27 protein-coding genes and 1 riboswitch are annotated in these 26,103 nt (G+C 72.1%); of the genes, 23 read left to right on the forward strand and 4 right to left on the reverse strand.

What is annotated here, in order from left to right; translation table 11 throughout:
* Window positions 1-7 precede the first annotated feature (7 nt).
* The 3 genes from ASF37_RS14370 to aspS are packed head-to-tail and all read left to right on the forward strand — an operon-like array spanning window position 8 to window position 3,898.
* On the forward strand, window positions 8-706 hold the full coding sequence (locus tag ASF37_RS14370) for an MBL fold metallo-hydrolase (RefSeq protein WP_056581305.1): 699 nt from the start codon (window positions 8-10) through the stop codon (window positions 704-706).
* A 1-nt stretch (window position 707) separates the two neighbouring features.
* A complete protein-coding gene (gene hisS, locus ASF37_RS14375; RefSeq protein ID WP_055970467.1) occupies window positions 708-2,114 on the forward strand; it encodes a histidine--tRNA ligase in 1,407 nt (468 codons plus the stop codon).
* A complete protein-coding gene (gene aspS / locus ASF37_RS14380) occupies window positions 2,111-3,898 on the forward strand; it encodes an aspartate--tRNA ligase (RefSeq protein WP_056581308.1) in 1,788 nt (595 codons plus the stop codon). Before hisS ends, aspS begins: the two co-directional genes overlap by 4 nt.
* A 22-nt stretch (window positions 3,899-3,920) precedes the next feature.
* Here the strand turns inward: aspS and ASF37_RS14385 are convergent, their stop codons facing one another.
* Complete coding sequence (locus ASF37_RS14385; RefSeq protein ID WP_055970463.1) at window positions 3,921-4,229, reverse strand: putative quinol monooxygenase; 309 nt, start codon at window positions 4,227-4,229, stop codon at window positions 3,921-3,923.
* Window positions 4,230-4,296: 67 nt separating this feature from the next.
* Window positions 4,297-5,319 carry a DUF695 domain-containing protein gene (locus ASF37_RS14390; RefSeq protein WP_056581311.1) on the reverse strand — a complete coding sequence of 341 codons (1,023 nt, stop codon included), beginning with the start codon at window positions 5,317-5,319 and terminating at the stop codon, window positions 4,297-4,299.
* Between the two features lie 75 nt (window positions 5,320-5,394).
* Here ASF37_RS14390 and ASF37_RS14395 point away from each other — a divergent pair, with 75 nt between their 5' ends.
* The 9 genes from ASF37_RS14395 to ASF37_RS14435 all read left to right on the forward strand — a co-directional run bounded on the left by ASF37_RS14395 (window position 5,395) and on the right by ASF37_RS14435 (window position 15,231).
* On the forward strand, window positions 5,395-6,801 hold the full coding sequence (locus ASF37_RS14395) for a replication-associated recombination protein A (RefSeq protein ID WP_055970459.1): 1,407 nt from the start codon (window positions 5,395-5,397) through the stop codon (window positions 6,799-6,801).
* A gap of 94 nt (window positions 6,802-6,895) precedes the next feature.
* Window positions 6,896-8,527: a carboxypeptidase regulatory-like domain-containing protein gene (locus ASF37_RS14400; protein ID WP_056555041.1), complete on the forward strand. Its 1,632-nt coding sequence runs from the start codon at window positions 6,896-6,898 to the stop codon at window positions 8,525-8,527.
* A 69-nt stretch (window positions 8,528-8,596) separates the two neighbouring features.
* Complete coding sequence (locus tag ASF37_RS14405; RefSeq protein WP_055970454.1) at window positions 8,597-9,118, forward strand: hypothetical protein; 522 nt, start codon at window positions 8,597-8,599, stop codon at window positions 9,116-9,118.
* On the forward strand, window positions 9,115-9,405 hold the full coding sequence (locus ASF37_RS14410; RefSeq protein WP_055970452.1) for a DUF6167 family protein: 291 nt from the start codon (window positions 9,115-9,117) through the stop codon (window positions 9,403-9,405). The genes ASF37_RS14405 and ASF37_RS14410 overlap by 4 nt, the downstream gene beginning before the upstream one ends.
* Window positions 9,405-12,083, forward strand: a complete 2,679-nt coding sequence (gene alaS / locus ASF37_RS14415; protein WP_056581317.1) for an alanine--tRNA ligase — start codon at window positions 9,405-9,407, stop codon at window positions 12,081-12,083. Before ASF37_RS14410 ends, alaS begins: the two co-directional genes overlap by 1 nt.
* Before the next feature lie 10 nt (window positions 12,084-12,093).
* Entirely contained in the window at window positions 12,094-12,540 is a 447-nt protein-coding gene (gene ruvX, locus ASF37_RS14420) for a Holliday junction resolvase RuvX (protein ID WP_055970447.1), read from the forward strand.
* A gap of 7 nt (window positions 12,541-12,547) precedes the next feature.
* Window positions 12,548-13,678: an endolytic transglycosylase MltG gene (gene mltG, locus ASF37_RS14425; protein WP_056555032.1), complete on the forward strand. Its 1,131-nt coding sequence runs from the start codon at window positions 12,548-12,550 to the stop codon at window positions 13,676-13,678.
* A complete protein-coding gene (locus ASF37_RS14430) occupies window positions 13,671-14,519 on the forward strand; it encodes a shikimate dehydrogenase (RefSeq protein WP_082480855.1) in 849 nt (282 codons plus the stop codon). The genes mltG and ASF37_RS14430 overlap by 8 nt, the downstream gene beginning before the upstream one ends.
* 10 nt (window positions 14,520-14,529) lie before the next feature.
* The gene (locus ASF37_RS14435; protein WP_056581320.1) at window positions 14,530-15,231 is read left to right on the forward strand and encodes an A24 family peptidase; all 702 of its coding nucleotides are present in this window, start codon (window positions 14,530-14,532) and stop codon (window positions 15,229-15,231) included.
* Between the two features lie 7 nt (window positions 15,232-15,238).
* Here ASF37_RS14435 and ASF37_RS14440 read toward each other — a convergent pair whose 3' ends face one another.
* Window positions 15,239-15,553 carry a multidrug efflux SMR transporter gene (locus ASF37_RS14440; protein WP_055970441.1) on the reverse strand — a complete coding sequence of 105 codons (315 nt, stop codon included), beginning with the start codon at window positions 15,551-15,553 and terminating at the stop codon, window positions 15,239-15,241.
* A gap of 10 nt (window positions 15,554-15,563) precedes the next feature.
* Window positions 15,564-15,628, reverse strand: a riboswitch (guanidine-III (ykkC-III) riboswitch).
* Between the two features lie 64 nt (window positions 15,629-15,692).
* Between ASF37_RS14440 and aroC the strand changes: the two genes are divergently transcribed.
* The 10 genes from aroC (at window position 15,693) to ASF37_RS14490 (ending at window position 24,334) form a co-directional block, all read left to right on the forward strand.
* Window positions 15,693-16,871 (forward strand): chorismate synthase, encoded by a 1,179-nt coding sequence (gene aroC / locus ASF37_RS14445; RefSeq protein WP_055970439.1) that lies wholly within the window; start codon window positions 15,693-15,695, stop codon window positions 16,869-16,871.
* Window positions 16,868-17,383: a shikimate kinase gene (locus tag ASF37_RS14450; protein ID WP_056581323.1), complete on the forward strand. Its 516-nt coding sequence runs from the start codon at window positions 16,868-16,870 to the stop codon at window positions 17,381-17,383. The genes aroC and ASF37_RS14450 overlap by 4 nt, the downstream gene beginning before the upstream one ends.
* Window positions 17,380-18,495 carry a 3-dehydroquinate synthase gene (aroB, locus tag ASF37_RS14455; protein ID WP_056555024.1) on the forward strand — a complete coding sequence of 372 codons (1,116 nt, stop codon included), beginning with the start codon at window positions 17,380-17,382 and terminating at the stop codon, window positions 18,493-18,495. Before ASF37_RS14450 ends, aroB begins: the two co-directional genes overlap by 4 nt.
* The gene (locus tag ASF37_RS14460) at window positions 18,492-19,610 is read left to right on the forward strand and encodes a Xaa-Pro peptidase family protein (protein ID WP_056581325.1); all 1,119 of its coding nucleotides are present in this window, start codon (window positions 18,492-18,494) and stop codon (window positions 19,608-19,610) included. Before aroB ends, ASF37_RS14460 begins: the two co-directional genes overlap by 4 nt.
* Entirely contained in the window at window positions 19,610-20,173 is a 564-nt protein-coding gene (efp, locus tag ASF37_RS14465; protein WP_055970431.1) for an elongation factor P, read from the forward strand. The genes ASF37_RS14460 and efp overlap by 1 nt, the downstream gene beginning before the upstream one ends.
* Complete coding sequence (nusB, locus tag ASF37_RS14470) at window positions 20,173-20,577, forward strand: transcription antitermination factor NusB (protein WP_055970429.1); 405 nt, start codon at window positions 20,173-20,175, stop codon at window positions 20,575-20,577. Before efp ends, nusB begins: the two co-directional genes overlap by 1 nt.
* 153 nt (window positions 20,578-20,730) lie before the next feature.
* Window positions 20,731-21,378, forward strand: coding sequence for an ABC transporter permease (locus ASF37_RS14475; RefSeq protein WP_055970427.1), 648 nt, complete (start codon window positions 20,731-20,733; stop codon window positions 21,376-21,378).
* On the forward strand, window positions 21,371-22,576 hold the full coding sequence (locus tag ASF37_RS14480; protein WP_082481952.1) for an ABC transporter ATP-binding protein: 1,206 nt from the start codon (window positions 21,371-21,373) through the stop codon (window positions 22,574-22,576). Before ASF37_RS14475 ends, ASF37_RS14480 begins: the two co-directional genes overlap by 8 nt.
* Window positions 22,573-23,364: an ABC transporter permease gene (locus ASF37_RS14485; RefSeq protein ID WP_056555014.1), complete on the forward strand. Its 792-nt coding sequence runs from the start codon at window positions 22,573-22,575 to the stop codon at window positions 23,362-23,364. The genes ASF37_RS14480 and ASF37_RS14485 overlap by 4 nt, the downstream gene beginning before the upstream one ends.
* A 1-nt stretch (window position 23,365) precedes the next feature.
* A complete protein-coding gene (locus tag ASF37_RS14490) occupies window positions 23,366-24,334 on the forward strand; it encodes a glycine betaine ABC transporter substrate-binding protein (protein ID WP_055970425.1) in 969 nt (322 codons plus the stop codon).
* A gap of 21 nt (window positions 24,335-24,355) precedes the next feature.
* On the opposite strand, the gene ASF37_RS14495 is transcribed toward ASF37_RS14490, so the two are convergent.
* The gene (locus ASF37_RS14495) at window positions 24,356-24,931 is read right to left on the reverse strand and encodes a GNAT family N-acetyltransferase (RefSeq protein ID WP_056581328.1); all 576 of its coding nucleotides are present in this window, start codon (window positions 24,929-24,931) and stop codon (window positions 24,356-24,358) included.
* Between the two features lie 68 nt (window positions 24,932-24,999).
* On the opposite strand from ASF37_RS14495, the gene ASF37_RS14500 reads away from it, so the two are divergent.
* Window positions 25,000-26,079 carry a hypothetical protein gene (locus tag ASF37_RS14500; protein ID WP_156366976.1) on the forward strand — a complete coding sequence of 360 codons (1,080 nt, stop codon included), beginning with the start codon at window positions 25,000-25,002 and terminating at the stop codon, window positions 26,077-26,079.
* Window positions 26,080-26,103: the final 24 nt, after the last annotated feature.

The raw sequence follows: 26,103 nt of genomic DNA on the forward strand, positions 1-26,103 counted from the left end.
GTGGTGCGTGCTGCTCACGTCCTTCCCCGCCGGCCCGCTCCAGGCCAACTGCTACGTCGTGGCCCGAGGTCCCGGCACCGGCTGCGCCGTCGTCGATCCGGGCATGGACTCGATCGAGGGTGTGCGCCAGGTCGTCGCCGAGCACCGGCTGACGGTCGAGGCCGTGCTCATCACCCACGGCCACTTCGACCACATGTGGTGCGCGCAGGACGTGGCCCGCGAGCTCGAAGCACCGGTGTGGATCCACCCCGCCGACCGGCACCTCCTGGCCGACCCCATGGCCGCGATCTCCGGACCGTCGGCGGCGATGCTGCGCGCCCAGTTCGGCCTCGACGACCTGCCGGAGTTCCGCGAGCCCGACGACGTCCGCGACGCGGTCGACGGCGCGGTGGTGGAGGTCGGCGGGCTGCGGATCAGCGTCGACCACGTGCCCGGGCACACCCCGGGCACCGTCTACTACCGGGTGGACTGGGACGGTCCCGAGGACGTGTCGCAGGTGATGTTCTCCGGCGACTTCCTGTTCGCCGGGTCGATCGGCAGGACCGACCTCACCGGCGGTGACCACGACCAGATGCTCACCAGCCTGCGCGAGCGCATCCTCCCGCTGCCGGACGACGTCGTCGTGCTCCCCGGGCACGGGCCGCAGACGTCCATCGGACGTGAGCGGGCCACCAACCCCTTCCTGTCCGAGCTGAAGGAGGCCTGACGTGGCGAAGCTGAGTGGGTTCCCCGAGCTCCTGCCCGCCGACCGTGCGGTCGAGCTGGCCGTCACCGACGCCCTGCGTCGCGTGTTCGAGCTGCACGGCTTCGCCAACGTCGAGACGCGGGCGGTCGAGCCGGTCGAGACGCTGCTGCGCAAGGGCGAGATCGACAAGGAGGTCTACGTCGTGCGTCGCATCCACGACGACGCCTCCCCAGGAGCGTCGTCGTCGCGGTCCGACGCGCTCGCCCTGCACTTCGACCTCACCGTCCCGTTCGCGCGCTACGTGGTCGAGAACGCCGGCAAGCTGGAGTTCCCGTTCCGGCGCTACCAGATCCAGAAGGTCTGGCGGGGCGAGCGACCGCAGCAGGGTCGGTTCCGTGAGTTCACCCAGGCCGACATCGACATCGTCGGCGACGGCACCCTGCCCTTCCACGCCGACGTCGAGGTCGCGCGGGTGATGGCCGAGGCACTGGCGGCCGTGGCGTCGGTCCTCGGTCTCGGCGCGGGGGCGACCCCCGGCGGGGGTGCCGGGCTCCGGGCGGCTCCGGAGGAGCTGTTCACGCTCCAGGTGAGCAACCGCAAGGTGCTCGAGGGCTTCTACCTCGGGCTCGGGGTGGCCACGCCGACCGCCGTCATGCAGGTCGTCGACAAGCTCGACAAGCTGCCGGGCGAGAAGGTCCTGGAGCTCCTGGCCGAGGCCGGTCTCGACGACGCCTCCGCACGGGCCTGCCTCGCGCTCGCCGAGATCAGCACCGAGGACACCTCGTTCGTGGAGCGTGTCCGCGCGCTGGGCGTGCAGCACCCGCTGCTCGACGAGGGCCTCGACGAGCTCGCCTCCGTGGTGGCCGCGTGCGCCGACGTCGAGGGCGTCCGGGTCACCGCCGACCTCCGCATCGCCCGAGGCCTGGACTACTACACCGGCACGGTCTTCGAGACCCGCATGAGCGGCCACGAGCAGCTCGGCTCCGTGTGCTCCGGCGGCCGCTACGACGAGCTCGCCTCCGACGGGAAGCGCACGTACCCGGGCGTCGGCATCTCGCTCGGACTCTCGCGGCTGCTGGTGCCCCTCGTCGCCGACGGGCTCACGAGCAGCCGGCCCGTCCCGTCCGCCGTGCTCGTCGCGGTGACCGACGAGGCGTCACGCGCCGCGAGCGACGCTCTCGCGCAGCGGCTGCGCGCCCGTGGCATCCCCACCGAGGTGTCCGCCGCCGCGCAGAAGTTCGGCAAGCAGATCCGCACCGCCGAGCGCCGCGGCATCCCGTACGTCCTCTTCCCGGGCGAACCGCCTAGTGTCAAGGACATCCGCACCGGCGACCAGGTCGAGGTCGACCCCGACACCTGGACGCCCCCCGCTCACGACCTGACGCCCACCGTCGTCGGGACCCCCCTCTCGAAGGAGACCTCGCCGTGATCCGCACCCACGACGCCGGAAGCCTGACCGCCGCCAACGTCGGCGACCAGGTCACCCTCGCCGGATGGGTCGCGCGCCGACGCGACCACGGCGGCGTCGCATTCATCGACCTGCGCGAGGCCAGCGGCGTCGTGCAGGTGGTGGTGCGCGAGGAGGTCGCCCACCAGCTCCGCTCGGAGTTCTGCCTGAAGATCGTCGGCACCGTCGAGAAGCGTCCCGAGGGCAACGAGAACGCCGCGATCCCCACCGGCGAGATCGAGGTCATCGCGAGCGACGTCGAGATCCTCAGCGCGTCGGCTCCGCTGCCGTTCCCGATCGACGAGCACGTGGAGGTGGGGGAGGAGGCGCGTCTGCGCTACCGCTACCTCGACCTGCGCAGGCCCGCCCCTGCCCACGCCATCCGGCTGCGCAGCAAGGTCAACGCCGTGGCCCGTCAGGTGCTGGAGCGTCACGACTTCGTCGAGGTCGAGACGCCCACCCTCACCCGCTCCACGCCCGAGGGCGCACGCGACTTCCTCGTGCCCGCGCGCCTGCGCCCCGGCAGCTGGTACGCCCTGCCGCAGAGCCCCCAGCTGTTCAAGCAGCTGCTCATGGTCGGCGGCCTGGAGCGGTACTACCAGATCGCGCGCTGCTACCGCGACGAGGACTTCCGTGCCGACCGTCAGCCGGAGTTCACCCAGCTCGACATCGAGATGAGCTTCGTCGACCAGGACGACGTGATCGCCCTGGCGGAGGAGGTCTACGCCGAGCTCTGGAAGCTCATCGACGTCGAGCTCCCGCGCCCGTTCCCGCGCATCACGTACGCCGACGCGATGCGTCGCTACGGCTCCGACAAGCCCGACCTGCGCTTCGAGCTCGAGCTCGTCGAGCTGACCGACTACTTCAAGGACACCCCGTTCCGGGTGTTCCAGGCTCCGTACGTCGGTGCCGTGGTGCACCCCGGCGGTGGCTCGCAGGCACGCCGCACGCTCGACGGCTGGCAGGAGTGGGCCAAGCAGCGCGGTGCGCGTGGTCTGGCCTACGTGCTCGTCGGCGAGGACGGGACGCTCGGCGGCCCCGTCGCCAAGAACCTGTCCGAGGCCGAGCGCGACGGACTGGCGGACGCCGTCGGAGCGAAGCCCGGCGACGCCATCTACTTCTCGGCCGGTCCGGTCAAGCAGATGCGCCAGCTGCTCGGTGCCGCGCGCATCGAGATCGCCCGCCGGGAGAACCTCATCGACGAGTCGGCGTGGGCGTTCTGCTTCGTCGTCGACTGGCCGATGTTCGAGGCGGTGAGCGACCTCGACTCCGGCGACGTCGCCGTGGGAGGTGGCGAGTGGACCGCCGTGCACCACGCCTTCACGGCGCCCCAGGACCCGGCCACGCTGGCCGATCCGGGCAGCTCGATCGCCCAGGCCTACGACATCGTGTGCAACGGCAACGAGGTCGGTGGCGGGTCCATCCGTATCCACCGTCCCGACGTGCAGAAGCGCGTCTTCGAGATCATGGGCATCGGCGAGGATGAGGCGCAGGAGAAGTTCGGCTTCCTGCTCGACGCCTTCGCCTTCGGCGCCCCGCCGCACGGCGGCATCGCGTTCGGGTGGGACCGCACCGTCGGCCTGCTGGCGGGCACGGACTCCATCCGCGACGTCATCGCCTTCCCGAAGTCCGGTGGCGGCTACGACCCCCTCACCGCCGCCCCGGCCCCCATCACGCCGGAGCAGCGCAAGGAGGCCGGCGTCGACGCAGTGCCAGAAGAAGAGGGGCCGGAGCCCAAGGACGACGAGGTCGACACCACGGCCTGAGACCGGCCGGGGCCCGGACGCGTCAGCCGACGTGCTTGGACCAGCGAGGAGCCACCACCGTGACCACGGGTGGTGCAGCGAGCAGGTGCTCGGACGCGGCGAGGTACGCGAGGTAGGCCGGGTCGTGCAGGAACGCGGCGGCGTGCTCGGCGTCCGTGTACTGCTGGTAGACCATCACGGCGTCCGGGTCGCCGGCCACCTCGGTGTAGACGTACGCCTCGTGGTGGGGGTTCGCAGCGACGGCGTCCGGCATGTGCGCCTCCCACGCGGCGACCAGCTCGGGTCGTCGACCGGGTCTCGCCTGGTGCCTGAGGAACAGTCCGTGACTCATGCGGCGAACGCTAGGGGCCGCCACCGACAGGACCTCGGCGAGCGGACGACCCGGAGGTGCCTGCCCCTCAGCCGAGCAGGTGCCTGACCCGTGTCCACCCCGGATCGGGTGTGCTCGCGGCCCGGAGGCCGTGGTCGTCGGCCCAGCGCGTGACGTCGTCGGCGGCGTTCTGGTCCTCGCCGTCGGTGTAGACGTGCAACGTGCGGGTGCCGTTCGTGGTCACGTTCGCCAGCACCAGTCCGCGCGGCTCCATCGTCGCCGCGAGCGAGTCGTCCAGCGCCTGCAGGCGGCCGAGGTCCCCCGGCGAGGGGAGACCACGCTCGTCGGGTGCGAAGGTCGCGGTGAGCGCGTGGTGCAGGTCGAGCGTCGGCCGGTCGATCCAGCGGGCACCCGTCCGGGCGAGCGCGAACACCGGGCGTCCTTCGGCGTCCTGGCCGGACAGCGCGGACCACGCGTCGGGGTCACGCTCGGCGGCGCAGACCGCCACTGCGGCCCGCAGGTCGTCGACGGACCGGGGCGACGCCGTGGCGGTGGTCGACGGCTCGACCCTCCCGACCCAGCGCGCCACGTCGTCCTCGCCGAGCGCCCAGTCGAGCACCATGAAGGTGACGGGGCCGTGCACCCGTTCCGGGAGGTCGGCGAAGGCCGGATGGTGCACGCCGACGTGCACGCGGAGGTCCTCGAGGTCGGTCTCGACGTGGAGCACGACCGCCGAGAGGTCGACCGCGGCCCCGTCGACCTCCAGGACGGCGCCGAACGCCGCGGGGTCGGCCTCGACCGCGGGCGCGTACTCCCACGTCGTGTCCGCAGGGGGAGCGGCCCGGAACCAGCGCTCCGCGGCCGGGCGCGCCGCTGCGAGCCCGCCGGCGGAGACGGTCAACCGGTGCTCGGCGGAGCGGCCGGGACCGAGGTGCCACGTCAGGTCGGGGTCGATCGCGGAGAGAAGTCCGTCGAGGGCCGCGTGCTCGGGCCCGGCCTGCGCCGGGTCGAGGTGCCGGCCGTCGTCGGCCCACCAGCCCCAGAAGGCGCCGACGGGAGTCGGCGCCGGTGGAGCGTCGTCGTCGGGAGAAGGTCGTGAGAACAGGCCCATGACCACCAGCCTGGCCCATGGGCCCCGACGGGCACGGCGTCCGGGGGTGTCGGCGTCGGTGACTAGGCTCGTGGGGTGAGCGACGACGGACTGTTCGACCTTCCTGCGGCGGACGACCGTCCGACGGCGCGGTCCGGCGGGGGTGCCGGGCCGTGGGCGGCGAACGGAACCGACTCGTCGGGCTCGCTCGCCGGCAACGCTCACTCCTCGGCGCCGCTGGCGGTGCGCATGCGTCCGCGCACGCTCGACGAGCTGGTGGGCCAGCAGCACCTGCTCACCCCCGGATCGCCCCTGCGGCAGGTGATCGACGGCGACCAGCCGCTCACCATCCTGCTGTGGGGCCCGCCGGGCACCGGCAAGACCACGATCGCCTCGCTCATCAGCAACCACACGAACCGGCGCTTCATGGAGGTCTCGGCCGTCTCGGCGGGGGTCAAGGAGGTCCGCGACGTCATCGCCGGTGCTCGCCGGGCCCTGCAGAACGGCGTCGAGACCGTGCTGTTCGTCGACGAGGTGCACCGCTTCTCCAAGGCCCAGCAGGACGCGCTCCTGCCCGGGGTCGAGAACCGGTGGGTCTCGCTCGTGGCCGCCACCACGGAGAACCCCCACTTCAGCGTCATCTCGCCGCTGCTCAGCCGTTCGCTCCTGCTGACCCTGCAGTCGCTCGACGACGACGACGTCGCCACCATGATCGACCGGGCGGTCGAGGACCCCCGCGGTCTCGGTGGGGCGGTCTCCCTGAGTGACGACGCCCGCGACCACCTCGTCCGGCTCGCCGGGGGCGACGGCCGACGTGTCCTCACCTACCTCGAGGCCGCCGCCGGTGCCACGCTCAGCCAGGGTCGCATCGAGGTCACGGTCGACGACGCGGCGCTCGCGGTCGACAAGGCGGCGGTGCGCTACGACCGGCAGGGTGACCAGCACTACGACGTCACGAGCGCCTTCATCAAGAGCATCCGCGGGTCCGACGTCGACGCCGCCCTGCACTACCTCGCTCGCATGATCGAGGCGGGGGAGGACCCGCGCTTCATCGCCCGGCGGCTGATGATCCACGCCAGCGAGGACATCGGCATGGCCGACCCCACGGCGCTGCCCGTGGCCACGGCCACGGCCCAGGCCGTCGCCATGATCGGGTTCCCCGAGGCTCGCATCCCGTTGGCCCAGGCCGTGATCCACCTGGCCACGGCCCCGAAGTCGAACGCCGTGGTCCAGGCCATCAACGCCGCCCAGACCGACGTCCGCGCCGGCCGGGTGGGTGCCGTCCCGCCGGCGCTGCGCGACGCGCACTACGCAGGTGCCAAGAAGCTCGGCCACGGGCACGACTACCGCTACGCGCACGACGACCCGCGCGGTGTCGTCACCCAGCAGTACGCACCCGACGACGTCGACGGCCGCGACTACTACGAGCCCGGACGCCACGGAGCCGAGGCAGCCGTCGCCGAGCGACTCGCGCGCATCCGCGCCATCCTGCGCGACCGTTGAGCGGCTCGACGGGACCGCTGCGGCGAACCAGTGGCGCCGGTGCCGTCCTCGTGTGACAGTGAGGCAACCTTCTCGTCCTGTCTCGGAGACCTCCATGGTTCACGCCCGCCGTCGCGCGCGCCTCGCAGTCCTCTGCCTCGTGCCCTCGCTGGCGCTCGTGGCCGGCGTCGTCCCTGCCGCCGCGGAGTCCACGCCGGCCCCGCCCACCTCGGCCCCCGCGTCGACCCCGACGACGAGCGACGAGTCGTCGGACCCCGAGGAGGCGGCCGTCCCCGTCGAGCCCGGGACCACCGAGGAGTCCGAGCCGGGTGCCACGATCGACGGCACCGAGCCCACGCCCCAGGCGGACGAGCCGCCGCCGACGCCGGACCTCGTCCCCACGACGGTCGTGCTCGAGCGCGCCGCCGGCACCACGTCGCCCCAGGAGCCTGCACGCGGGACCGTCCGGGTGACTGCCGACGGCGAGCCGCTGGCCGGCGCCCGGGTGAGGGTGGTCGCCGACGGTGCGAGCGACACCTCGGTCGACGTGACCACGGGGACCTCGGGTGCCGCGACCTACGCCCTCAGCGGTCTGCGGGCGGGAACGTACCGGCTGCGCGCCGAGCTGCAGGAGACCGGGACCCATGCCGGATCCCGGTCCGCCGAGGCGACCGTCGTCGTCCAAGCGGGTCGTTGGGTGAGCCTGCTCGTCAACAACGGCTTCGGGACCCGGGTGCTGACCCGCGAGAACTTCTGGCTGCGCGGACGGGTGCTGACCACCGCCGGCAAGCCCCAGCCGCGTGTCACGGTCGCGCTGTACCGCTACGCCGGCTCGGGTCGCACCAAGGTGGCCACCGTGCGGACCAACGCCTACGGCTGGTTCACCTGGTCGCCCGCCGACCGTCGCGCCGGGACCTACCGCGCGCAGGTCAGCGGCACGCGCTACTCGGCGAAGCAGACGGTCCGCATCGGCACGGGGGAGCGGACGCTGCTGTCGCGGGAGGCGTCCCTCGCCTTCCTCCTCGGCGAACGACGCACGGGCACCCACACCGGCAGCGGTCGGTCGTGGCGCGGGTACACGAAGGGCGTCCTGATCCAGTCCGGCGGCCGCACGTGGGTCGTCCGGGGACGACTGACGTCCGAGCTGTCCGCACGGGGCGGTGCAGGAGGCTCCCTGGGTGGGCCCACCGGCGACGTGCGCTGCGGTCTGCCCGAGGGCGGATGCCTCCAGCAGTTCCGTACCGGCGCGATCTACACCAACAGCAAGGCCAAGGACACGCTGACGTCGGCCGTCTCGTCGACGCTCGGGGCCGCGGACCTGCTCGCCGTGGCGCGCTCCCAGGTCGGCTACCGCGAGCCGTCCCCGCGCAAGAGCAAGTACAACAAGTGGGTCGGGCGGACGGGACGCTACGACCCGTGGTGCGGGTTCTTCGTCTCGTGGCTCGCGCACGCCGGGGGCAAGCCCGGCTCGATCATCAAGGCCACGTCGTACAAGAAGCTCCTGGACGCCGAGCGCAAGCGCGGTCGGACCTCGCAGACCGCGAAGGTCGGACGGCTGGCGTACATCGGCTACTTCAGCAAGGGCACCCCGTCGCACGTCGGCATCGTCACCAAGGTCTCGAGCAGCCACGTCTGGACCATCGAGGGCAACGTGTCGGCGGGCGGTGGCCAGAAGCACCCCCGCGGAGTCCACGTGGTCAAGCGGACGAAGTCGCGGATCGTCTTCTACGCCGACCCTCGGTACTGAGGCCCGTCCGGTGGCGGGACCGTCCCCGCGCGCGGCGACGCCGCACCCGTCCCTAGTAACCTCGAGGTCATGTCCGCCGACGTCGCCGTCCTCGTCGCCACCGCGGTCCTCGCGGTCGTGACCGTGGCGGCCGCGGTCGTGGCGGTCGTGGCCGCACGCCGGGTCGCCCGTTCGGCCGGTGCCGTGGCTCCGGCCCCCGGACCTGCGGCCCACCAGGACACGGCGCCTCGACCGGCGTCGGTGCAGCGTCCGGCTGCGCCGGCGGCGCAGCACGAGGACACCACCGCGCTCGCGGTGCGGCCCGCGGTGCTGGAACCTCGCGTCGTCGAGGGTCGGGTCGTCGTGCCGCCCACCCAGGACCAGGTCGTCGAGGCCGCGCTCAGCCGACCGCAGGTCCGGTTCGCCGTGGTCGTCCAGGGTGTGGCTCACGCCCTGAGGCCCGAGAGCCGCGACCGGATCGGCGCCCTGATGCGCCGGGAGTACAGGAACCGCCGACGTGACCGGCTCCGGGCCGGACGCCGGGCCGCTCGTGCGGCCCACGCCTCCACGGCACCGCCGACGCCCTCGGACCAGTGGCTGGGGGAGCGATGAAGCCCCGCGCCGTCTGGTTCGTCGCCGGCTCGGCCGTGGGGGTCTACGCCAGCGCCAAGGCCCGGCGGGCCGCCTACCGGGTCTCGATGCCCGGACTCATCGACCAGGCCGCCGCGCTCGGCACCGGGTGGCGGGCCTTCGCCGACGAGGTCCGCGACGGGATGTCCACCGCCGAGTCCCGGCTCGCCGACCAGATCACGCCACCCCGACCCTCGCTCGAGGTCACGGCCGCGGACCAACCAGCCGCGGACCGCCCCGAGCTCACCGACGAGAGAGACCACCCCTGATGGAGACCGCAGAGATCCGGCGCCGATTCCTCGAGCACTTCGAGGCCGCCGGGCACACCGTGGTGCCCTCGGCCCCGCTGCTGCTGGACGATCCCAACCTGCTGTTCGTCAACGCGGGCATGGTGCCGTTCAAGCCGTACTTCCTCGGCCAGGAGACGCCGCCCTACGGCACCGCCACCAGCGTCCAGAAGTGCGTGCGCACCCTCGACATCGAGGAGGTCGGCAAGACCACGCGGCACGGCACGTTCTTCCAGATGAACGGCAACTTCAGCTTCGGCCAGTACTTCAAGGAAGGTGCGATCACCCACGCCTGGCGCCTGGTGACCGGCCACGTCGACGACGGGGGCTTCGGCTTCGACGCCGACCGGGTGTGGGTCACGGTGCTCGAGGGCGATGACGAGTCCCGCGCGCTCTGGAAGTCCGTCGCGGGCCTGCCCGACGAGCGGATCCAGGACCGGGGTCTGCTCGACAACTACTGGCACATGGGGGTCGCCGGTCCTGGCGGCCCGTGCAGCGAGATCTACATCGACCGCGGCCCCGAGCACGGGCCCGACGGCGGCCCGGTCGTCGACGAGGACCGCTTCCTGGAGATCTGGAACCTCGTGTTCATGCAGGAGGAGATCACCAACGTCCGCGCCAAGGACCAGTTCGACGTCGTGGGCCCGCTGCCGAGCCAGAACATCGACACCGGGATGGGCCTGGAGCGCGTCGCCTACCTGCTGCAGGGCAAGCAGAACCTCTACGAGATCGACGAGGTGTACCCCGTCATCGAGCGCGCGTCCGAGCTGACCGGACGGGCCTACGGCGCGAACCACGAGGACGACGTCCGGTTCCGGGTCGTGGCCGACCACGTGCGCAGCGGGCTCATGCTGATGGGCGACGGCGTGACCCCCGGCAACGAGGCGCGCGGCTACGTGCTGCGGCGCCTGCTGCGGCGCGCGGTGCGGTCCATGCGTCTGCTGGGCTTCGAGGACCCCGCCCTGCCCGAGCTGCTCCCGGTCAGCAAGGACCGGATGAAGGCGTCGTACCCCGAGCTCGAGGCCGACTTCGCCCGCATCTCCCAGGTCGCCTACGCCGAGGAGGACGCGTTCCGGTCCACCCTCGGCAAGGGGACGCAGATCTTCGACGTCGCGGCGCAGAAGGTGAAGGCCGAGGGCGGGAGCGGCCTGTCCGGCTCGGCGGCGTTCACGCTGCACGACACCTACGGCTTCCCGATCGACCTGACGCTCGAGATGGCCGAGGAGCAGGGCCTCACGGTCGACGCCGAGGGGTTCCGGTCGCTCATGGCCGAGCAGAGGGCCCGGGCGAAGGCCGACGCGAAGGCCAAGAAGGGCGTCCACGCCGACACCACGGCGTACCGCGCGGCCCTCGACGCGAACGGTCCGACCGACTGGCAGGCGTACACGACCCTGTCGACGGAGTCTCGGGTCCTCGCGCTGCTGAGCGAGGGCGCAGCGACGCCTGCGCTCGGTGCGGGAAGCGTGGGCGAGGTCGTCCTGGACCGGACGCCGTTCTACGCGGAGTCCGGCGGCCAGAACGCCGACGCCGGCACCATCACGTGGACGTCGGGCGGGGGAGGCAGCGCCGAGGTCCTCGACGTGCAGCGGCCCATCAAGGGCCTGGTCGTCCACCAGGTGCGCGTGCTCGAGGGCGAGCTCGTCGTCGACGAGACGGTCTCGGCCGACGTCGACCGGGAGTGGCGCACCGGAGCGCGTCAGGCGCACTCGGGCACGCACGTCGTGCACGCGGCGCTGCGCGAGGTGCTGGGCCCCACCGCGCTGCAGTCGGGCTCGTACAACCGACCCGGCTACCTGCGTCTCGACTTCGGTTGGAACGGGGCGCTGTCGCCCGAGCAGCTGCACGACGTCGAGCACGTGTCGAACCGGGCGCTGCGCGAGGACCTGCTCGTCTCGGCCCAGTACATGACTCTGCCCGAGGCCCGCGAGTGGGGCGCCCTCGCGCTCTTCGGCGAGACGTACGGCGAGCAGGTGCGCGTGGTCGAGATCGGCGGTCCCTGGTCGCGTGAGCTCTGCGGTGGCACCCACGTGGAGCGGTCCAGCCAGATCGGCACCGTCGTCATCACCTCGGACGGCTCGGTCGGCGCCGGCAACCGTCGCATCGAGGCGCTCACCGGCATCGAGGGCTTCGCGTACCTGGCCAAGGAGCGCGACCTCGTGCTGCAGCTCACCGACGTGCTCAAGGCGCGGCCGGAGGAGGTGCCGGCGCGGGTCGGCGACCTCGTGGCACGGCTCAAGGCCACCGAGAAGGAGCTCGAGAAGCTCAGGACCGCGCAGCTCCAGGGAACGGCCGGCGACATCGCCGCTGCCGCGGCCGACGTCGACGGGGTCTCCGTCGTGACGCACCGTGCCGAGGGTGTCGGAGGGGGCGACGTCCGGTCGCTCGCCCTCGACGTCCGCGGCCGCCTGCAGGACCGGCCCGCCGTGGTGGTGGTCGTCGGGACCGCGAACGACCGGCCCTCCGTGGTCGTGGCCGTCACGCCCGCAGCGCAGGAGCGCGGGCTCTCGGCCAACACGCTGGTCGGGGTCGTCGGTGAGCGCATCGGCGGCAAGGGCGGCGGTAAGCCCGACGTCGCGCAGGGCGGAGGCACCGACGTCGGCGGGATCGACGCTGCGTTCGGGGCGGTCGTCGAGGCCGTGCGCGAGACGGTCTCTCGGTGAGGCAGGTCCGATGAGGAGGGGACGTCGACTCGGTGTCGACGTCGGCGACGTCCGCATCGGCGTGGCCGTGTGCGACCCCGACGGGCTCGTGGCCACGCCGCTGGAGACGGTGGCCGCCGGACCCGACGCGATCGGCCGGCTCTCCGCCCTCGCCTCCGAGGTCGACGCGCTGGAGCTCGTGGTCGGTCTCCCGGTGTCGCTGAGCGGGCGCGAGGGTCCTGCTGCGGCGAAGGTGCGGGTGTTCGCCCGCGCTCTCGCCGACACGGTCGCGCCCACGGTTGTCCGGCTGTTCGACGAGCGGATGTCTACGATGACTGCGGACAGCCTGCTCCGCGAGGGCGGGCGGTCAGGGCGGTCTCGACGCTCGGTGATCGACCAGGCTGCGGCCACGGTCATCCTGCAGACCGCCCTGGACACCGAACGGACCCGGGGATCGGCCCCGGGCGAGACGATCTGAGGTCGACGTGAGTGACAGCGGACTCGACATCCTGGGCGCCGACAGTGGTGGGCGACGCGCCACCAAGGCCGGCGGCCGGCGTGCCCCCCGCAAGCGCGGACCCCGCTGGGGACGCATCCTGCTGGTGCTCGTGGTCCTGGCCGGCCTGGTCTTCGCCGGCAAGGTCGTGTGGGACAAGGCCGGCTCGTACCTGAACGGACCGGAGGACTACTCCGGCCAGGGCAGCGGTGAGGTCGTCGTCGAGATCCCCGCCGGGTCGGACGGCCAGGCGATGGCGTCGATCCTGGCGAAGCAGGACGTCGTGGCCAGCGCCGAGGCGTTCTACCAGCTCTCGCTGAACGACGAGCGCTTCGCGACCATCCAGCCCGGCTTCTACCAGCTGCGGCGCAAGATGTCGGCGGAGTGGGCGATGCGTGAGCTGACCGACGCGAGCAACCGGGTCGAGGGCAAGGTCACCATCCCCGAGGGCTCGCGGGTGGGCCAGATCGTGAAGGCGATCGCCGCCGGCTCGGAGATCAGCGAGGACGAGGTCACCGCGGTCCTCGACGACCCGAAGGACCTCGGCCTGCCCGAGGGCGCCAACGGCAACCCCGAGGGCTACCTCTTCCCGGCGACCTACACCGTCGAGCCCGGCACCACGGCGCTCGAGCTGATGCAGCAGATGGTCAAGAAGACCCTCGAGGTCGAGGCCGACCTCGACATCGACGCCCGTGCCAAGGCCCTCGGGCTGTCGAAGGAGGACGTCCTCACGATGGCGAGCATCCTGGAGTACGAGGCTGCCCGCGACGAGGACTACCCCAAGGTGGCCCGGGTGCTCTTCAACCGGCTCGAGGACGGCATGCCGCTGCAGCTGGACTCCACGGTCTCGTACGTGAGCCAGCGGGAGGGCGACGTGTGGACCACGCCGGAGGAGCGCGCGAACCCGTCGGAGTACAACACGTACCAGAACACCGGGCTGCCGCCCGGTCCGATCGGCTCACCGGGCGAGAAGACCATCGAGGCGGCCCTCAACCCCGCCGACGGCGACTGGTTGTACTTCTTCGCCGACAAGGAGGGCGTCACGATCTTCAACACCGACTTCGCCCAGCACAACGCCGACTGCCAGAAGGTCTACGGCGCCGGCTCCTGTGGTGGCTGACCCGCGCACCGGGCGGCCCGCTCGTCGCCGCTGTGCGGTGGTGGGCCACCCGGTCGCGCACTCCCTCTCGCCGGTCATGCACCGTGCGGCATACGCCGAGCTCGGCCTGGACTGGACGTTCGACGCGGTCGACGTCGAGCCGGCGGGACTCGGTGCGTGGGTCGAGCGCCTCGACCCCACGTGGCGCGGCCTCGCCGTGACCGCCCCGCACAAGCGTGACGCGCTCGAGCTGGCGGACGACGTCTCCGACGTCGCCGCCGCCGCGGGTGGGGCGAACACCCTGCTGCTGGCCGACGGCGTGGTCCGCGCCGACAACACCGACGTGCCCGGCACGCTCGCTGCGCTGCAGGAGGCCGGCATCGCCGACGTGCCGCTCGTGCGTGTCCTCGGCGCGGGTGCCACGGCGTCGTCGGTCGCCCACGCCGTGGTGGGGCTGGGTGCCCGCCGGATGGAGCTGGTCGTCCGCGACGTGGCGCGGGCCGAGACGACCGCGGCATCGGCGCGTTCGGCCGGGCTCGAGGTGGTCGTGCGCTCGAGCGACGACCCCTTCGTCGACGTCGCGGACCTGCTCGTCTCCACGGTGCCGGAGGACGCGGCCGGTGCCCGGTCGCACGAGCTGGTCGAGTCCGCCGCCGCGGTCTTCGACGTCGTCTACGACCCGTGGCCGACCCGCCTGCTGCTCGCGGCGCAGCAGGCCGACCGTCCTGCGGTGTCCGGGCTCGACCTCCTGGCCCACCAGGCCGTGCTGCAGCTCGCCCTCATGACGGGCTCGCGGGTCGAGGTCGACGTGCTGCGCGACGCCGCGCTCGCGGAGCTGTCGGCCGCGCGCGACGTGCCCTAGGGTTGCGGCCGTGCAGACCCTCTACGTCGTCGCCACCGCCGTCGGTGCGGGGGTGCTCGGCCTGCTGGGCCCGCACGTGATCTCCCGGCTGCCCGAGCCGGAGCCGGACCCCTCCGAGGTCGACGAGCCCCCGAAGCCGCTCTACGTCGACCTCGCCCGACGCCCTCGACTCGCCCCGGCGCTCGCCCTGGTCGCGGCGGTGCTGGCGCTCGTCGTCGCGCTCGGCATCGACGAGCCGCTGCTGCTGCCGGCCTGGGCGGTCTTCGCCGGCGTCGGCACGTGGCTGTCGTTCATCGACCTGCGCACCCGGCTGCTGCCCTACGCCCTCACGCTGCCGCTGCACGTGGTGGTGCTCGCGCTCGTCGGCCTGGCGTCGCTCGTGGCCCAGGACCGGTCGATCATCCTCAAGGGGCTGATCGGCAACCTCGTGCTCTACGGGGTCTTCCGGCTCATCTACGCCCTCGGCCGGTGGATCAGCCAGCCGTTCGGGTTCGGCGACGTACGGATCGCGGGCGTGATCGGCTTGCTGCTGGGCGCGCTCGGTGCCGCCGAGACGCTGTACGGCGGCTACGCGGGGTTCATCCTGGGCGCCGTCGTCGGGCTGGGGCTGTACGCCACGGGACGGATCGGACGCCGTGACCCGTTCGCCTTCGGTCCGTACCTCGTCGTGGGGGCCTTCCTCGGCCCGCCGCTGGTGGCCCTGCTCCGCTGACGGCGCGTCAGTGGGTGAGCTTCAGCCCGACGATCCCGGACACCACCGCCAGCAGGCACAGCACCCGCGCCACGGACACCGGCTCGTCGCCCTGCGCCATGGCCCAGGCGGCGGTGAGCGTGGCGCCGATGCCCACCCACACGGCGTACGCCGTCCCGGTCGGCAGGTCACGCATCGCCCACGCGAGGCCGACCATGCTGAGCACGAGGGCGACGCCGAACACGAGGCTCGGGACGAGGCGGCTGAAGCCGTCCGAGCGACCGAGGGCCGTGGCCCACACCGCCTCCAGCACTCCTGACCCGACGAGCACGATCCAGCTCATGACGACTCCTGACCTGCCGTCTTTGCGCTGATCGGGTACGGCAGCCTCGTCCGAGCCCCCAGGGAGCGGGCGACCCCATCCTGGCACAGCCGGGCAGGCCCTCCCTGCCGGCCCGACAGCTCCTGACAGAATGACCCCCATGCTTCGATGGCTGACTGCCGGAGAGTCCCACGGACCCGCGCTCGTCGCGATCCTCGAGGGACTCCCAGCCGGCGTGCACGTGACCAGCAAGGACGTGCAGGACGCGCTCGCCCGGCGCCGCCTGGGCTACGGGCGGGGCGCGCGCATGAGCTTCGAGGCCGACGAGCTCGAGGTCATCGGCGGCCTGCGGCACGGCGTCAGCATGGGCAGCCCCGTGGCCCTGCGCATCGGCAACAGCGAGTGGCCGAAGTGGGAGCAGGTCATGTCGGCCGACCCGGTCGACCCCGAGGTGCTCGACGGGCTCAAGCGGGGCGCTCCGCTGACCCGGCCGCGACCCGGCCACGCCGACCTCGCCGGCATGCAGAAGTACGGCTTCGACGAGGCCCGTCCCGTGCTCGAGCGGGCCAGCGCCCGCGAGACCGCCGCCCGCGTCGCGCTCGGCGAGGTGGCGGCGAAGTTCGTCGAGCAGACCACCGGCGCCACGATCCTGTCGCACGTCGTCGAGCTGGGCACCGTCACGGCGCCCGCGGGCCTCGTGCCGAGCGCCTCGGACGTCGAGGCGCTCGACGCCGACCCGGTGCGCTGCTTCGACGCGGCCACCAGCGAGGCGATGGTGGCCGAGATCGACGTGGCCCACAAGGACGGTGACACCCTCGGCGGCGTCGTCGAGGTGGTCGTGGAGGGCCTGCCGCCCGGCCTCGGCTCGTACACGCACTGGGACCGGCGCCTCGACTCCCGGCTCGCCGGCGCCCTCATGGGCATCCAGGCCATCAAGGGCGTGGAGGTGGGCGACGGGTTCGAGCTGGCCCGTACCCGCGGATCGCTGGCCCACGACGAGATCGTCCCGACAGACGACGGCATCCGCCGCGTCTCCGGCCGCTCCGGCGGGACCGAGGGCGGCATGACCACGGGCGAGCTGCTGCGCGTGCGTGCCGCCATGAAGCCGATCGCCACCGTGCCGCGGGCCCTGCGGACCGTCGACGTGGCCACCGGCGAGGAGACGCGTGCCCACCACCAGCGTTCCGACGTGTGCGCCGTCCCGGCCGCCGGCATCGTGGCCGAGGCCATGGTCGCGCTCGTGGTCGCCGACGCGATCACCGAGAAGTTCGGGGGCGACTCGGTCGAGGAGGTCCGACGCAACGTCGAGGCCTACCGCGACCACCTGAGGTTCCGTTGAGTCCGGTCGTCGTCCTGATCGGCGCACCCGGCGCCGGCAAGACCACGGTGGCCCAGCTGCTGGCCGAGGCGCTCGGCACCACGGTGCGTGACACCGACGCCGACGTGGAGACCACGGTCGGGACCAGCGTGCAGGACCTGTTCGTCCAGCGAGGCGAGGCGCACTTCCGCGAGCTCGAGGCAGAGGCGGTCGCCTTGGCTCTGGAGGAGCACGACGGTGTGCTGGCGCTCGGCGGTGGTGCGGTGATGCACCCCCGGACGCAGGAGATGCTGCGCGGCGAGCGCGTCGTCTTCCTCGACGTCGGGCTGACCGCCGCGGCCCAGCGGGTGGGGCTCGGGACGAACCGCCCGCTCCTGCTGGGCAACGTGCGCGCCACGCTGAAGGCGCTGCTCGACGCCCGGCGCCCCCTGTACCAGGGCCTCGCGGTCCACACGGTCGTCACCGACGACCTCGACCCCACCGACGTGGCCGACCTCGTCCGACGCTTCCTCCAGGAGGAGATCCACCCGTGACCACCCGCATCAGGGTCGAGACCGCAGCCCCCTACGACGTCGTCGTGGGCGCGGGCGCGTCGGCCCGCCTGGCCTCGCTCGTCGGCGACGACGTGAGGCGGGTGGCGATCCTGCACCCGGCGGTCCTGCGGGAGCGTGCAGCCCGGCTGCGCGCCCAGCTGATCAGCGAGCAGGCGACCGACACGGTCGACGTGCACCTCGTCGAGCTCCCCGACGGCGAGGCCGCGAAGACCGCCGAGGTGCTGCAGTACTGCTGGGGCGTCCTCGGCACGACGGGGTTCACGCGGTCCGACGTGGTCGTCGGGTTCGGCGGGGGAGCCACCACGGACCTCGCCGGGTTCGTGGCGGCCAGCTGGTTGCGCGGCGTGCGGTTCATCAACCTGCCGACCACCGTCCTCGGCATGGTCGACGCGGCCGTGGGTGGCAAGACCGGCATCAACACCGCCTCGGGCAAGAACCTGGTGGGTGCGTTCCACGAGCCGGTCGGCGTGCTGTGCGACCTCGAGCTGCTTACGGACCTGCCGTCGGCCGAGCTGCGCAGCGGCCTGGCCGAGGTCGTCAAGTGCGGCTTCATCGCCGACCCGTCGATCCTGGAGCTGGTGGAGGGGGCGGGGGCCGCGACGGTGCTCGACCCGACGTCGCCGATCCTCGCCGAGCTGGTGGCCAAGGGCATCCGGGTCAAGGCCCGGACCGTGGCCGGCGACCTGCGGGAGACCGGTGGATCCCGTGAGGACGAGGCGTCGATCGGCCGGGAGGCGCTCAACTACGGGCACACGCTCGGCCACGCGATCGAGCGCGAGGAGAACTACTCCGTGCGCCATGGCGAGGCCATCAGCGTGGGCATGGTCTTCGTGGCCGAGCTGGCGCAGCGGCACGACCTCATCGACGCCGACCTCGTGCAGCGTCACCGCGACGTGCTCGGCTCGCTCGCGCTGCCGACCACCTGGGCCGGGGCCTTCACCCCGTTGCTCGCGGCCATGCGCCTCGACAAGAAGACGCGGGGCGACCAGCTGCGCTTCGTCGTGCTGGAGGACCTGGGACGCACGACCATCCTGGCCGGCCCCGACGAGACCACGCTGCGCGACTCGTTCGCCGCGCTCACGAGCCGATGACGGCGCCCCTGGGCACCACGCCGGGCGCCGACGACCTCGCGCGGCGACGACGTCGGGTGGGAGCCGCGCTCTCGAAGGCAGGACGCGACGGCCTCGTCGTCACGACGCTCGTCAACGTGCGGTACCTGACGGGGTTCACCGGCTCCAACGGTGCGCTCGTGCTGCATGCCGACGGAAGCGGGGTGTTCCTCACGGACGGTCGCTACCGGGACCAGGCCGCGCAGGAGGTGCCGGGGCTCGAGCACGTCATCACCCGCGACCTCGTGGGCGTCGCCGCCGAGCGGATCACCGCGTCCGGGCAGACGTCGTGGGCGGCCGAGACGCACGCGCTCAGCGTCGACGCCCACGCCCTCCTGGTCGAGGCGGCCCCGGCGGTCACGCTGGTGCCCGCCGGCCGACTCGTGGAGGACGCTCGCACCATCAAGGACGACACCGAGGTCGCCGCCCTGCGGGAGGCGTGCCGGATCTCCACGGAAGCGCTCGAGGGGCTGTGGGCCGGCCCGCTGGTGGGTCGGACCGAGCGCGACGTGGCGCGTGACCTCGAGTGGCGCATGCTCGAGCTCGGCGCCGAGGCCGTCGCGTTCGAGACGATCCTGGCGTCCGGCCCGAACACGGCGGTCCCGCACCACCACCCGACCGACCGGGTGCTGCAGCCCGGCGACCTGCTCAAGACCGACTTCGGTGCCCGCGTCTCGGGCTACCACGCCGACTGCACGCGAACCGTCGTGCTCGGCACCGCCGACGCCTGGCAGCGGGAGGTGCACGCGGCCGTGCGGGCCTCCCAGGCCGCCGGTGTGGACGTGCTGCGCGAGGGCCGTCCGGTGGCCGAGTCCGACACCGTCGCGCGTGGCGTGCTCGCCGACGCAGGCTGGCTCGAGCACTTCACGACCGGGCTCGGGCACGGGGTGGGCCTGGAGATCCACGAGGACCCGTTCATCGCCGCCTCGCACGCCGGTACACTGGCCAGTCGCACCACCTTGACCATGGAGCCGGGCATCTACGTCCCGGGCCGCGGGGGAGTGCGCATCGAAGACACCGTCCTCGTCACGTCGGCGGACCCGGGAACCCCCGAGGTGCTGACCGACCTGACCACCGAGCTCCTGGAGATCGCCTGATGGCCACCACGAACGACCTGAAGAACGGCATGGTGCTGAACATCGACGGCCAGCTCTGGACCATCGTCGAGTTCCAGCACGTCAAGCCCGGCAAGGGTCCCGCCTTCGTGCGCACCAAGATGAAGAACGTCGAGTCCGGCAAGGTCGTCGACAAGACGTTCAACGCCGGTACCAAGGTCGAGACCGCGACCGTCGACAAGCGCGACATGCAGTACCTGTACAACGACGGCTCGAGCTACGTGTTCATGGACGTGCAGACCTTCGACCAGATCGAGATCCCCCCGGAGGCCATGGGCACGGCCACCGACTTCCTGCTGGAGAACCAGAACGCCGTGGTCGCCACGAACGAGGGCCGGGTGCTCTACGTCGAGCTCCCCGCCTCCGTGGAGCTGCTCATCGAGCACACCGACCCGGGCCTGCAGGGCGACCGCTCCAGCGGCGGCACCAAGCCCGCTCGCCTGGAGACCGGCCGCGAGATCCAGGTCCCGCTGTTCGTCGGCTCCGGCGAGAAGATCAAGGTGGACACGCGCGACGGTGGCTACCTCGGTCGCGTGAAGGCCTGATGGGCGCCAGGACCAAGTACCGCAAGCGGGCGCTCGACGTCCTCTTCGAGTCCGAGATGCGGGGCGTCCCCCTCGGTGGCACCCTCGCCGCCCGGCTCGAGACGAACGACCCGCCGGTCAACCCCTACACGGTCCAGCTCGTGGAGGGCGTGGCCGCGCACCAGGAGAGCATCGACTCCCTGATCACCGAGCACGCGCGGGGCTGGACGCTGGACCGGATGCCCGGCGTCGACCGCAACATCGTGCGCGTGGCGGTCTACGAGATCCTCCACGTCGACGACGTGCCGGGTCCCGTGGCCGTGAGCGAGGCCGTCGACCTCGCGGCCGACCTGTCGACGGACGAGTCGCCGAAGTTCGTCGGTGGCCTGCTGAGCCGCATCCTCGAGGTCTCCACCCCCGCCTGAACCACCCGCCGCCACGCCCACGCCTCGAGATCGTCGGTGGGTCGGACGATGTCACGTTAAGTTGCACATGCGTCCCACGTCGCTACGGTCGTGGGAACCGAGACGGGGTCCGGAGGTCCTTGCGGCCGCCCTCGTCCTGACGAGAGGCGACGCGTGAGCTTCATCGAGTTCGTCCAGGAGCGGTGGTCCGTGCTGTCGTTCCTGGCCTACCAGCACCTCAGCCTGGTGGTGCAGACGTTGGCGATCGCCACGCTGCTCGCCATCGTGCTGGGCGTCCTGGCCTACCGGTCCTCCTTCGGGACGTCGATCGCGCAGGCCCTGTCCTCGGTCGGCCTGACCCTGCCGTCCTACGCGCTGCTGGGCCTCCTGGTCGGCGTGGTGGGCATCGGCGTCTTCCCGTCGGTCATCGCCCTGGTGTTCTTCGGCTTCCTGCCCATCCTGCGCAACGTCATCGTCGGTCTCACCGGCGTCGACCAGGCTCTCGTGGAGTCGGCGCGGGGGATGGGCATGGGACGGCTGACGACGCTCGTGCGGCTCGAGCTGCCGCTCGCCTGGCCGGTGATCATGACCGGTGTCCGCGTCTCGGGGCAGATGCTCATGGGCATCGCCGCGATCGCCGCCTTCGTGCTCGGTCCGGGGCTCGGCGGCTACATCTTCTCCGGCATCTCCCGTACCGGCGGCGCCAACGCGACCAACTCCATCCTGGCGGGCACCCTCGGCGTCATCGTGCTCGCCGTCCTGCTCGACCTCGTCCTGAACCTGCTCACCCGCGTCACGACCTCGAGGGGCATCCGTGTCTGAGACCACCCAGCCGTCCACGCCAGAGACCGACACCGAGCCCGGGCGGTCCTTCGGCCAGCGGATCCTGCTCGAGAACGTCACCAAGCGCTACGGCGGGCAGGCCGACGCCGCCGTCGACGACGTGACCATCGAGATCCCCGCCGGCGAGATCGTCATGCTGGTCGGCCCGTCGGGCTGCGGCAAGACGACCACCATGAAGATGATCAACCGCCTGATCGAGCCGACCAGCGGCAAGATCTTCATCGGCGACGAGGACGTCACGCACCGCAACGCCGACGACCTGCGCCGCCACATCGGCTACGTGATCCAGGGCGCGGGACTGTTCCCGCACTACACGGTCGCCGAGAACATCGCGATCGTCCCGCGCCTGCTCGGCTGGAAGAAGGACCGCATCGCGGCCCGGGTCGACGAGCTGCTCGAGCTGGTCAACCTCGAGCCCGCGCAGTACCGCGACCGCTACCCGCGTGAGCTCTCCGGAGGCCAGCAGCAGCGCATCGGCGTGGCGCGCGCCCTGGCCGCCGACCCGCCCGTCCTGCTGATGGACGAGCCGTTCGGCGCGGTGGACCCGATCACGCGTCAGCGCCTGCAGGACGAGCTGCTGCGGCTGCAGGAGGAGCTGCGCAAGACGATCGTGTTCGTGACCCACGACTTCGACGAGGCGGTCAAGCTCGGCGACCGGATCGCGATCCTCGACGTCGGCTCGCGCATCGTCCAGTACGACACGCCCGAGGCGATCCTGGCCGCACCGGCCAGCGACTTCGTCGAGGGCTTCGTCGGCCACGGCGCCGCGCTCAAGCAGCTCACGCTCACCCGCGTGCGCGACGTCGAGCTGCACGAGGCCGCCGTCGCCCAGGTCGGTGGCGACGCCACGGCCGCGATCCAGGACGCCCGCGCGAAGGGCCGTGAGTGGGTCATCGTCCTCGACGACCAGCAGCGTCCGCAGCGCTGGGTCTCGGTCAAGGAGCTCGAGCGGGCGGGCTCCCTCACGGGCATCTCGCGCGACCGTGACCTCGAGGTCGTCAGCACGGCCTCGACCCTCAACGACGCGCTCGACGAGATGCTCACGTCGTCGCACGGCGTGGTGGTCGTGACCGGTCGGCGCAACTCCTACCAGGGCGTCGTCCGGGTCGAGACGATCATGCAGGCCATGCAGCAGATCAGCAGCGCCGCCGCCGAGGCGCGGCCGGTGGAGCCGTGAGCGCCGCCACCGCCGCTCCGGCCGTCGCCGGGGAGGCCGCCACTCCGACCGTCACGGTCGACCGACCGGGGATCGCGCGGTGGATCGGGCAGCCGCTCGTCGTGGTCGCCGCGGTCGCCGGCTGCCTGGTGTACGTGAACACCGCCTCGATCACCGACGTCGAGCGTCGCTCGCTGACGGCCGGCAACCTGCTCGACCTCACGCAGCAGCACCTGACGATCAGCTTGATCGCCACCGCGCTCACCTGCCTGATCGCCATCCCGCTCGGGATCGCGCTCACGCGCGGGCCGATGCGGCGCTACTCCAAGCCGATCATCACCGTCGCCGGGTTCGGCCAGGCTGCGCCCGCGATCGGGCTCATCGCGCTCGGTGCCGTGATCTTCGACGTCGGCCGCACCGGGGCGATCGCCGCCCTCACGGTCTACGGCATCCTGCCGATCGTGGCCAACACGGTCACGGGGATCGATGGCGTCGACCGGCGTCTCGTCGAGGCGTCGCGGGGGATGGGCGTCTCGGCCCTGGGCACCCTCATGAGGGTCGAGCTGCCGCTGGCGCTGCGCGTGATCGTCGCGGGCGTCCGCACGGCGCTGGTGCTCATCGTGGGCACGGCCGCCCTCGCATCGTTCACGGGAGCCGGGGGACTCGGCGACCTCATCACCACGGGCATCAAGCTCCAGCAGAACGTGACGCTGGTCGTCGGGGCGGTCCTGGTGGCCGCCCTCGCCCTGTTCATCGACTGGCTGGCTCGTCTCGTGGAGATCGCGGCTGCGCCGAAGGGAGTGGGCTGACATGCGTCAGCACCCCAGCAAGAAGATCGTCGGCACCGTCGCCGGGCTGCTCTGCCTGGCCCTCGCCGGCTGTGGCCTGCAGTCGGCCTCCGGCGCCGTGCTCGGTGCCGAGCCGGGGACCATCAAGCCGGTGAAGTCACTCGAGGACGTGCCGGTCACCGTCGCCGCGAAGGACTTCACCGAGCAGCTCGTGCTCGGCAACATGATGTCGACCGTGCTCAGCGTGGCGGGCGCCGACGTGACCAACCTCAGCAACACCCCGGGCAGCTTCGGTGTCCGGCAGGCGCTGCTCGACGGTCGCGTCGACATCTCGCCGGAGTACACCGGCACCGGCTGGATCAACTACCTCGGCAACGACAAGCCCGTGAAGGGCGAGGAGCAGCAGTACAAGGCCGTGTACGACGCCGACCTGAAGAACGGTCTGACCTGGCTGCCCTACGCGCCGATGAACAACACGTACGCCTTCGCGATCGCCGAGAAGAAGGGCGAGGAGCTCGGCATCACCAAGCTGTCGCAGCTGGCCGACCTGCCCCCGGAGGAGCTGACCTTCTGCGTCGAGAGCGAGTTCGCCAAGCGCGACGACGGCTTCGTCCCGATGCTCGAGGCCTACGACCTCACGGAGTCCGACCTCGCCAAGGTCACCAACCTCGACACCGGCGTCATCTACACGGCGACCGCCAACGGGACCTGCAACTTCGGCGAGGTGTTCACCACGGACGGCCGGATCCCGGGTCTGGACCTCAGGGTGCTCGAGGACGACCGCGAGTTCTTCCCCCTCTACAACCTGAGCTTCGTGGCGAAGACGTCCTTCCTGGAGAAGCATCCGGAGGTGGCGGACATCTTCGCGCCTGTGCTGTCGAAGCTGACGAACGAGGTCATGCTCGAGCTCAACGCGAAGGTCGACGTCGAGGGGGAGGACCCGGCGATCGTCGCGCGGGACTGGCTGAAGTCCGAGGGCCTGGTCAAGTAGCGCCGTTCTCGGCTCCGCCGGTCAGCGCAGGTCGAGCCTCATGAGGACTCTCGGGAAGTCGGCGAGGGTCGACGTGGTCTCGGCGGCCTGCGTGAATCCGGCGGCCTCGAACAGCGCCTTCGTCCCGACGTAGGCCATGGTCAGGTCGACCTTCTCGCCGCGGTTGTCGACGGGGTAGCCCTCGACCGCGGGGGCGCGCTGCTCGCGGGCGAGGTCCACCGCGCCGGACAGCAGCGCGTGGGAGATCCCCTGCTTGCGGTGGCCGGGACGGACGCGGATGCACCAGATCGACCAGACGTCGAGGTCGTCGACGTGCGGGATCCTCCGGTTGGTCGCGAACGACGTGTCGGCGCGGGGATGCACGGCGGCCCACCCGACGACCTCGCCCTCCTCGTCGTAGGCCAGCACACCGGGTGGCCCCTGCTCCATGAGCTCGCGCACCTTCTCGCCCCGCGCCTCGGCAGCGAGCTCGCGGTTCTCCTTGGACGAGGTGAGCCGGTAGCTCAGGCACCAGCAGACGTTCGCGTCCGGTCGCTTGGGGCCGACCATGGTGCGGACGTCCTCGAAGACGGTGGCGGGGCGGGTCGTGACGGCCATGGGAGCCAGTGTGCCGCGCGCGACGGACGATTCCGGTGTTCCCGGGCGCCGTGGTGCACCATGGCTCGATGAGAGCCCGCGCCGTCCCGTTCGTCCTCGCCGCGCTGGTCCTGGGCGTGGCGGCCGTCGTCGTGGTGCTCCACGGCCGTGGCGTCGGCATCGAGGTGCTCAGCGGGGACTTCCGGGACACGCGGTACTACGAGGTCCTGTACGACGACGACGCGACCGCCGAGGACGTCGTCGAGGTCGCCGAGGCCCCCAGCGGGATCGCCGAGATGGACGACGGCACCGAGGTGCGGCTCTACGGGATCAACGACCAGGAGGGCGGCGACGCGGAGAAGGCGGCGGTGCAGGTCCGGCGCCCCGGCGCCGACCCGGTGGCCAAGCTGGTCCCCACAGCCCTGGAGGTGACGGCCGTCGGAGACCACGCGGTGCTCCACTCCCTCTCCGGCGAGGTCACGACCGTCGAGCCCGACGGTGCGCTGCGCGAGATCACGCGCAACGGCACGGGTGCCGACGGCATGATCGTCCTCGAGGGGTACGAGCCGGCCGACGGCGTGGAGCCCGGGGACGTCCTGGTCGGCAACGACCAGGTGGTCACCCTCTACCGTCCGTCGACGCGCACGGTGCACGAGGTGCCCTTGCCGAAGGTCGACCCGGAGATCCTCCCGGACGTCGAGATCGCGGACGGGCGGATCTGGCTCGTGGAGTCCGAGCCGCTGAAGGTCTCGGTCCGCTGGTCGACCGACGGCGAGGAGTGGTCGGGCACGGAGTACGTTCCCGAGCCGCGCACCGGCCCCGCGGGGACCTCGGCGCACGGCGACGCGCTGGCGATCGTCGACTCGACCGCGACGGACATGGCGTTCTCCGCCCGGACGCTGCACGTCGTCGAGGACGGCCAGGTCCGCTCGATCGACCTGCCGGAGCGCGTCGACGACGGCTACCTCGGTTGGTCGGTCGGCGACCAGGTGCTCATCGGCTACGAGCAGACCTGGTTCCGCGGCGGGCCGGAGGGGTTGGAACGGTTCGACGTCCCGGGGGACGTGTTCGCGATGGCCTTCGCCGGGAAGGACCTCGTCGCGCTCGGCGACGACGAGGCCTGGACCAGCCCCGACGGCGGGGACTCCTGGGACGACCTCGACGACTGAGTGTCGGCGGCTCGTGCCGGCGAT

This window comes from Aeromicrobium sp. Leaf289 (assembly GCF_001423335.1).
Classification (GTDB): Bacteria; Actinomycetota; Actinomycetes; order Propionibacteriales; family Nocardioidaceae; genus Aeromicrobium.

Bases quoted from the DNA above. Each gene is read 5' to 3' on its own strand.
- alaS (WP_056581317.1), top strand. From the start codon at position 9,405: ATGGAGACCGCAGAGATCCGGCGCCGATTCCTCGAGCACTTCGAGGCC.
- aroC (WP_055970439.1), top strand. From the start codon at position 15,693: ATGCTTCGATGGCTGACTGCCGGAGAGTCCCACGGACCCGCGCTCGTC.
- ASF37_RS14460 (WP_056581325.1), top strand. From the start codon at position 18,492: ATGACGGCGCCCCTGGGCACCACGCCGGGCGCCGACGACCTCGCGCGG.
- nusB (WP_055970429.1), top strand. From the start codon at position 20,173: ATGGGCGCCAGGACCAAGTACCGCAAGCGGGCGCTCGACGTCCTCTTC.
- ASF37_RS14490 (WP_055970425.1), top strand. From the start codon at position 23,366: ATGCGTCAGCACCCCAGCAAGAAGATCGTCGGCACCGTCGCCGGGCTG.
- ASF37_RS14410 (WP_055970452.1), top strand. From the start codon at position 9,115: ATGAAGCCCCGCGCCGTCTGGTTCGTCGCCGGCTCGGCCGTGGGGGTC.
- ASF37_RS14495 (WP_056581328.1), bottom strand. From the start codon at position 24,931: ATGGCCGTCACGACCCGCCCCGCCACCGTCTTCGAGGACGTCCGCACC.
- ASF37_RS14440 (WP_055970441.1), bottom strand. From the start codon at position 15,553: ATGAGCTGGATCGTGCTCGTCGGGTCAGGAGTGCTGGAGGCGGTGTGG.
- ASF37_RS14500 (WP_156366976.1), top strand. From the start codon at position 25,000: ATGAGAGCCCGCGCCGTCCCGTTCGTCCTCGCCGCGCTGGTCCTGGGC.
- ASF37_RS14385 (WP_055970463.1), bottom strand. From the start codon at position 4,229: ATGAGTCACGGACTGTTCCTCAGGCACCAGGCGAGACCCGGTCGACGA.
- ASF37_RS14400 (WP_056555041.1), top strand. From the start codon at position 6,896: ATGGTTCACGCCCGCCGTCGCGCGCGCCTCGCAGTCCTCTGCCTCGTG.
- ASF37_RS14390 (WP_056581311.1), bottom strand. From the start codon at position 5,319: ATGGGCCTGTTCTCACGACCTTCTCCCGACGACGACGCTCCACCGGCG.
- efp (WP_055970431.1), top strand. From the start codon at position 19,610: ATGGCCACCACGAACGACCTGAAGAACGGCATGGTGCTGAACATCGAC.
- ruvX (WP_055970447.1), top strand. From the start codon at position 12,094: ATGAGGAGGGGACGTCGACTCGGTGTCGACGTCGGCGACGTCCGCATC.
- ASF37_RS14405 (WP_055970454.1), top strand. From the start codon at position 8,597: ATGTCCGCCGACGTCGCCGTCCTCGTCGCCACCGCGGTCCTCGCGGTC.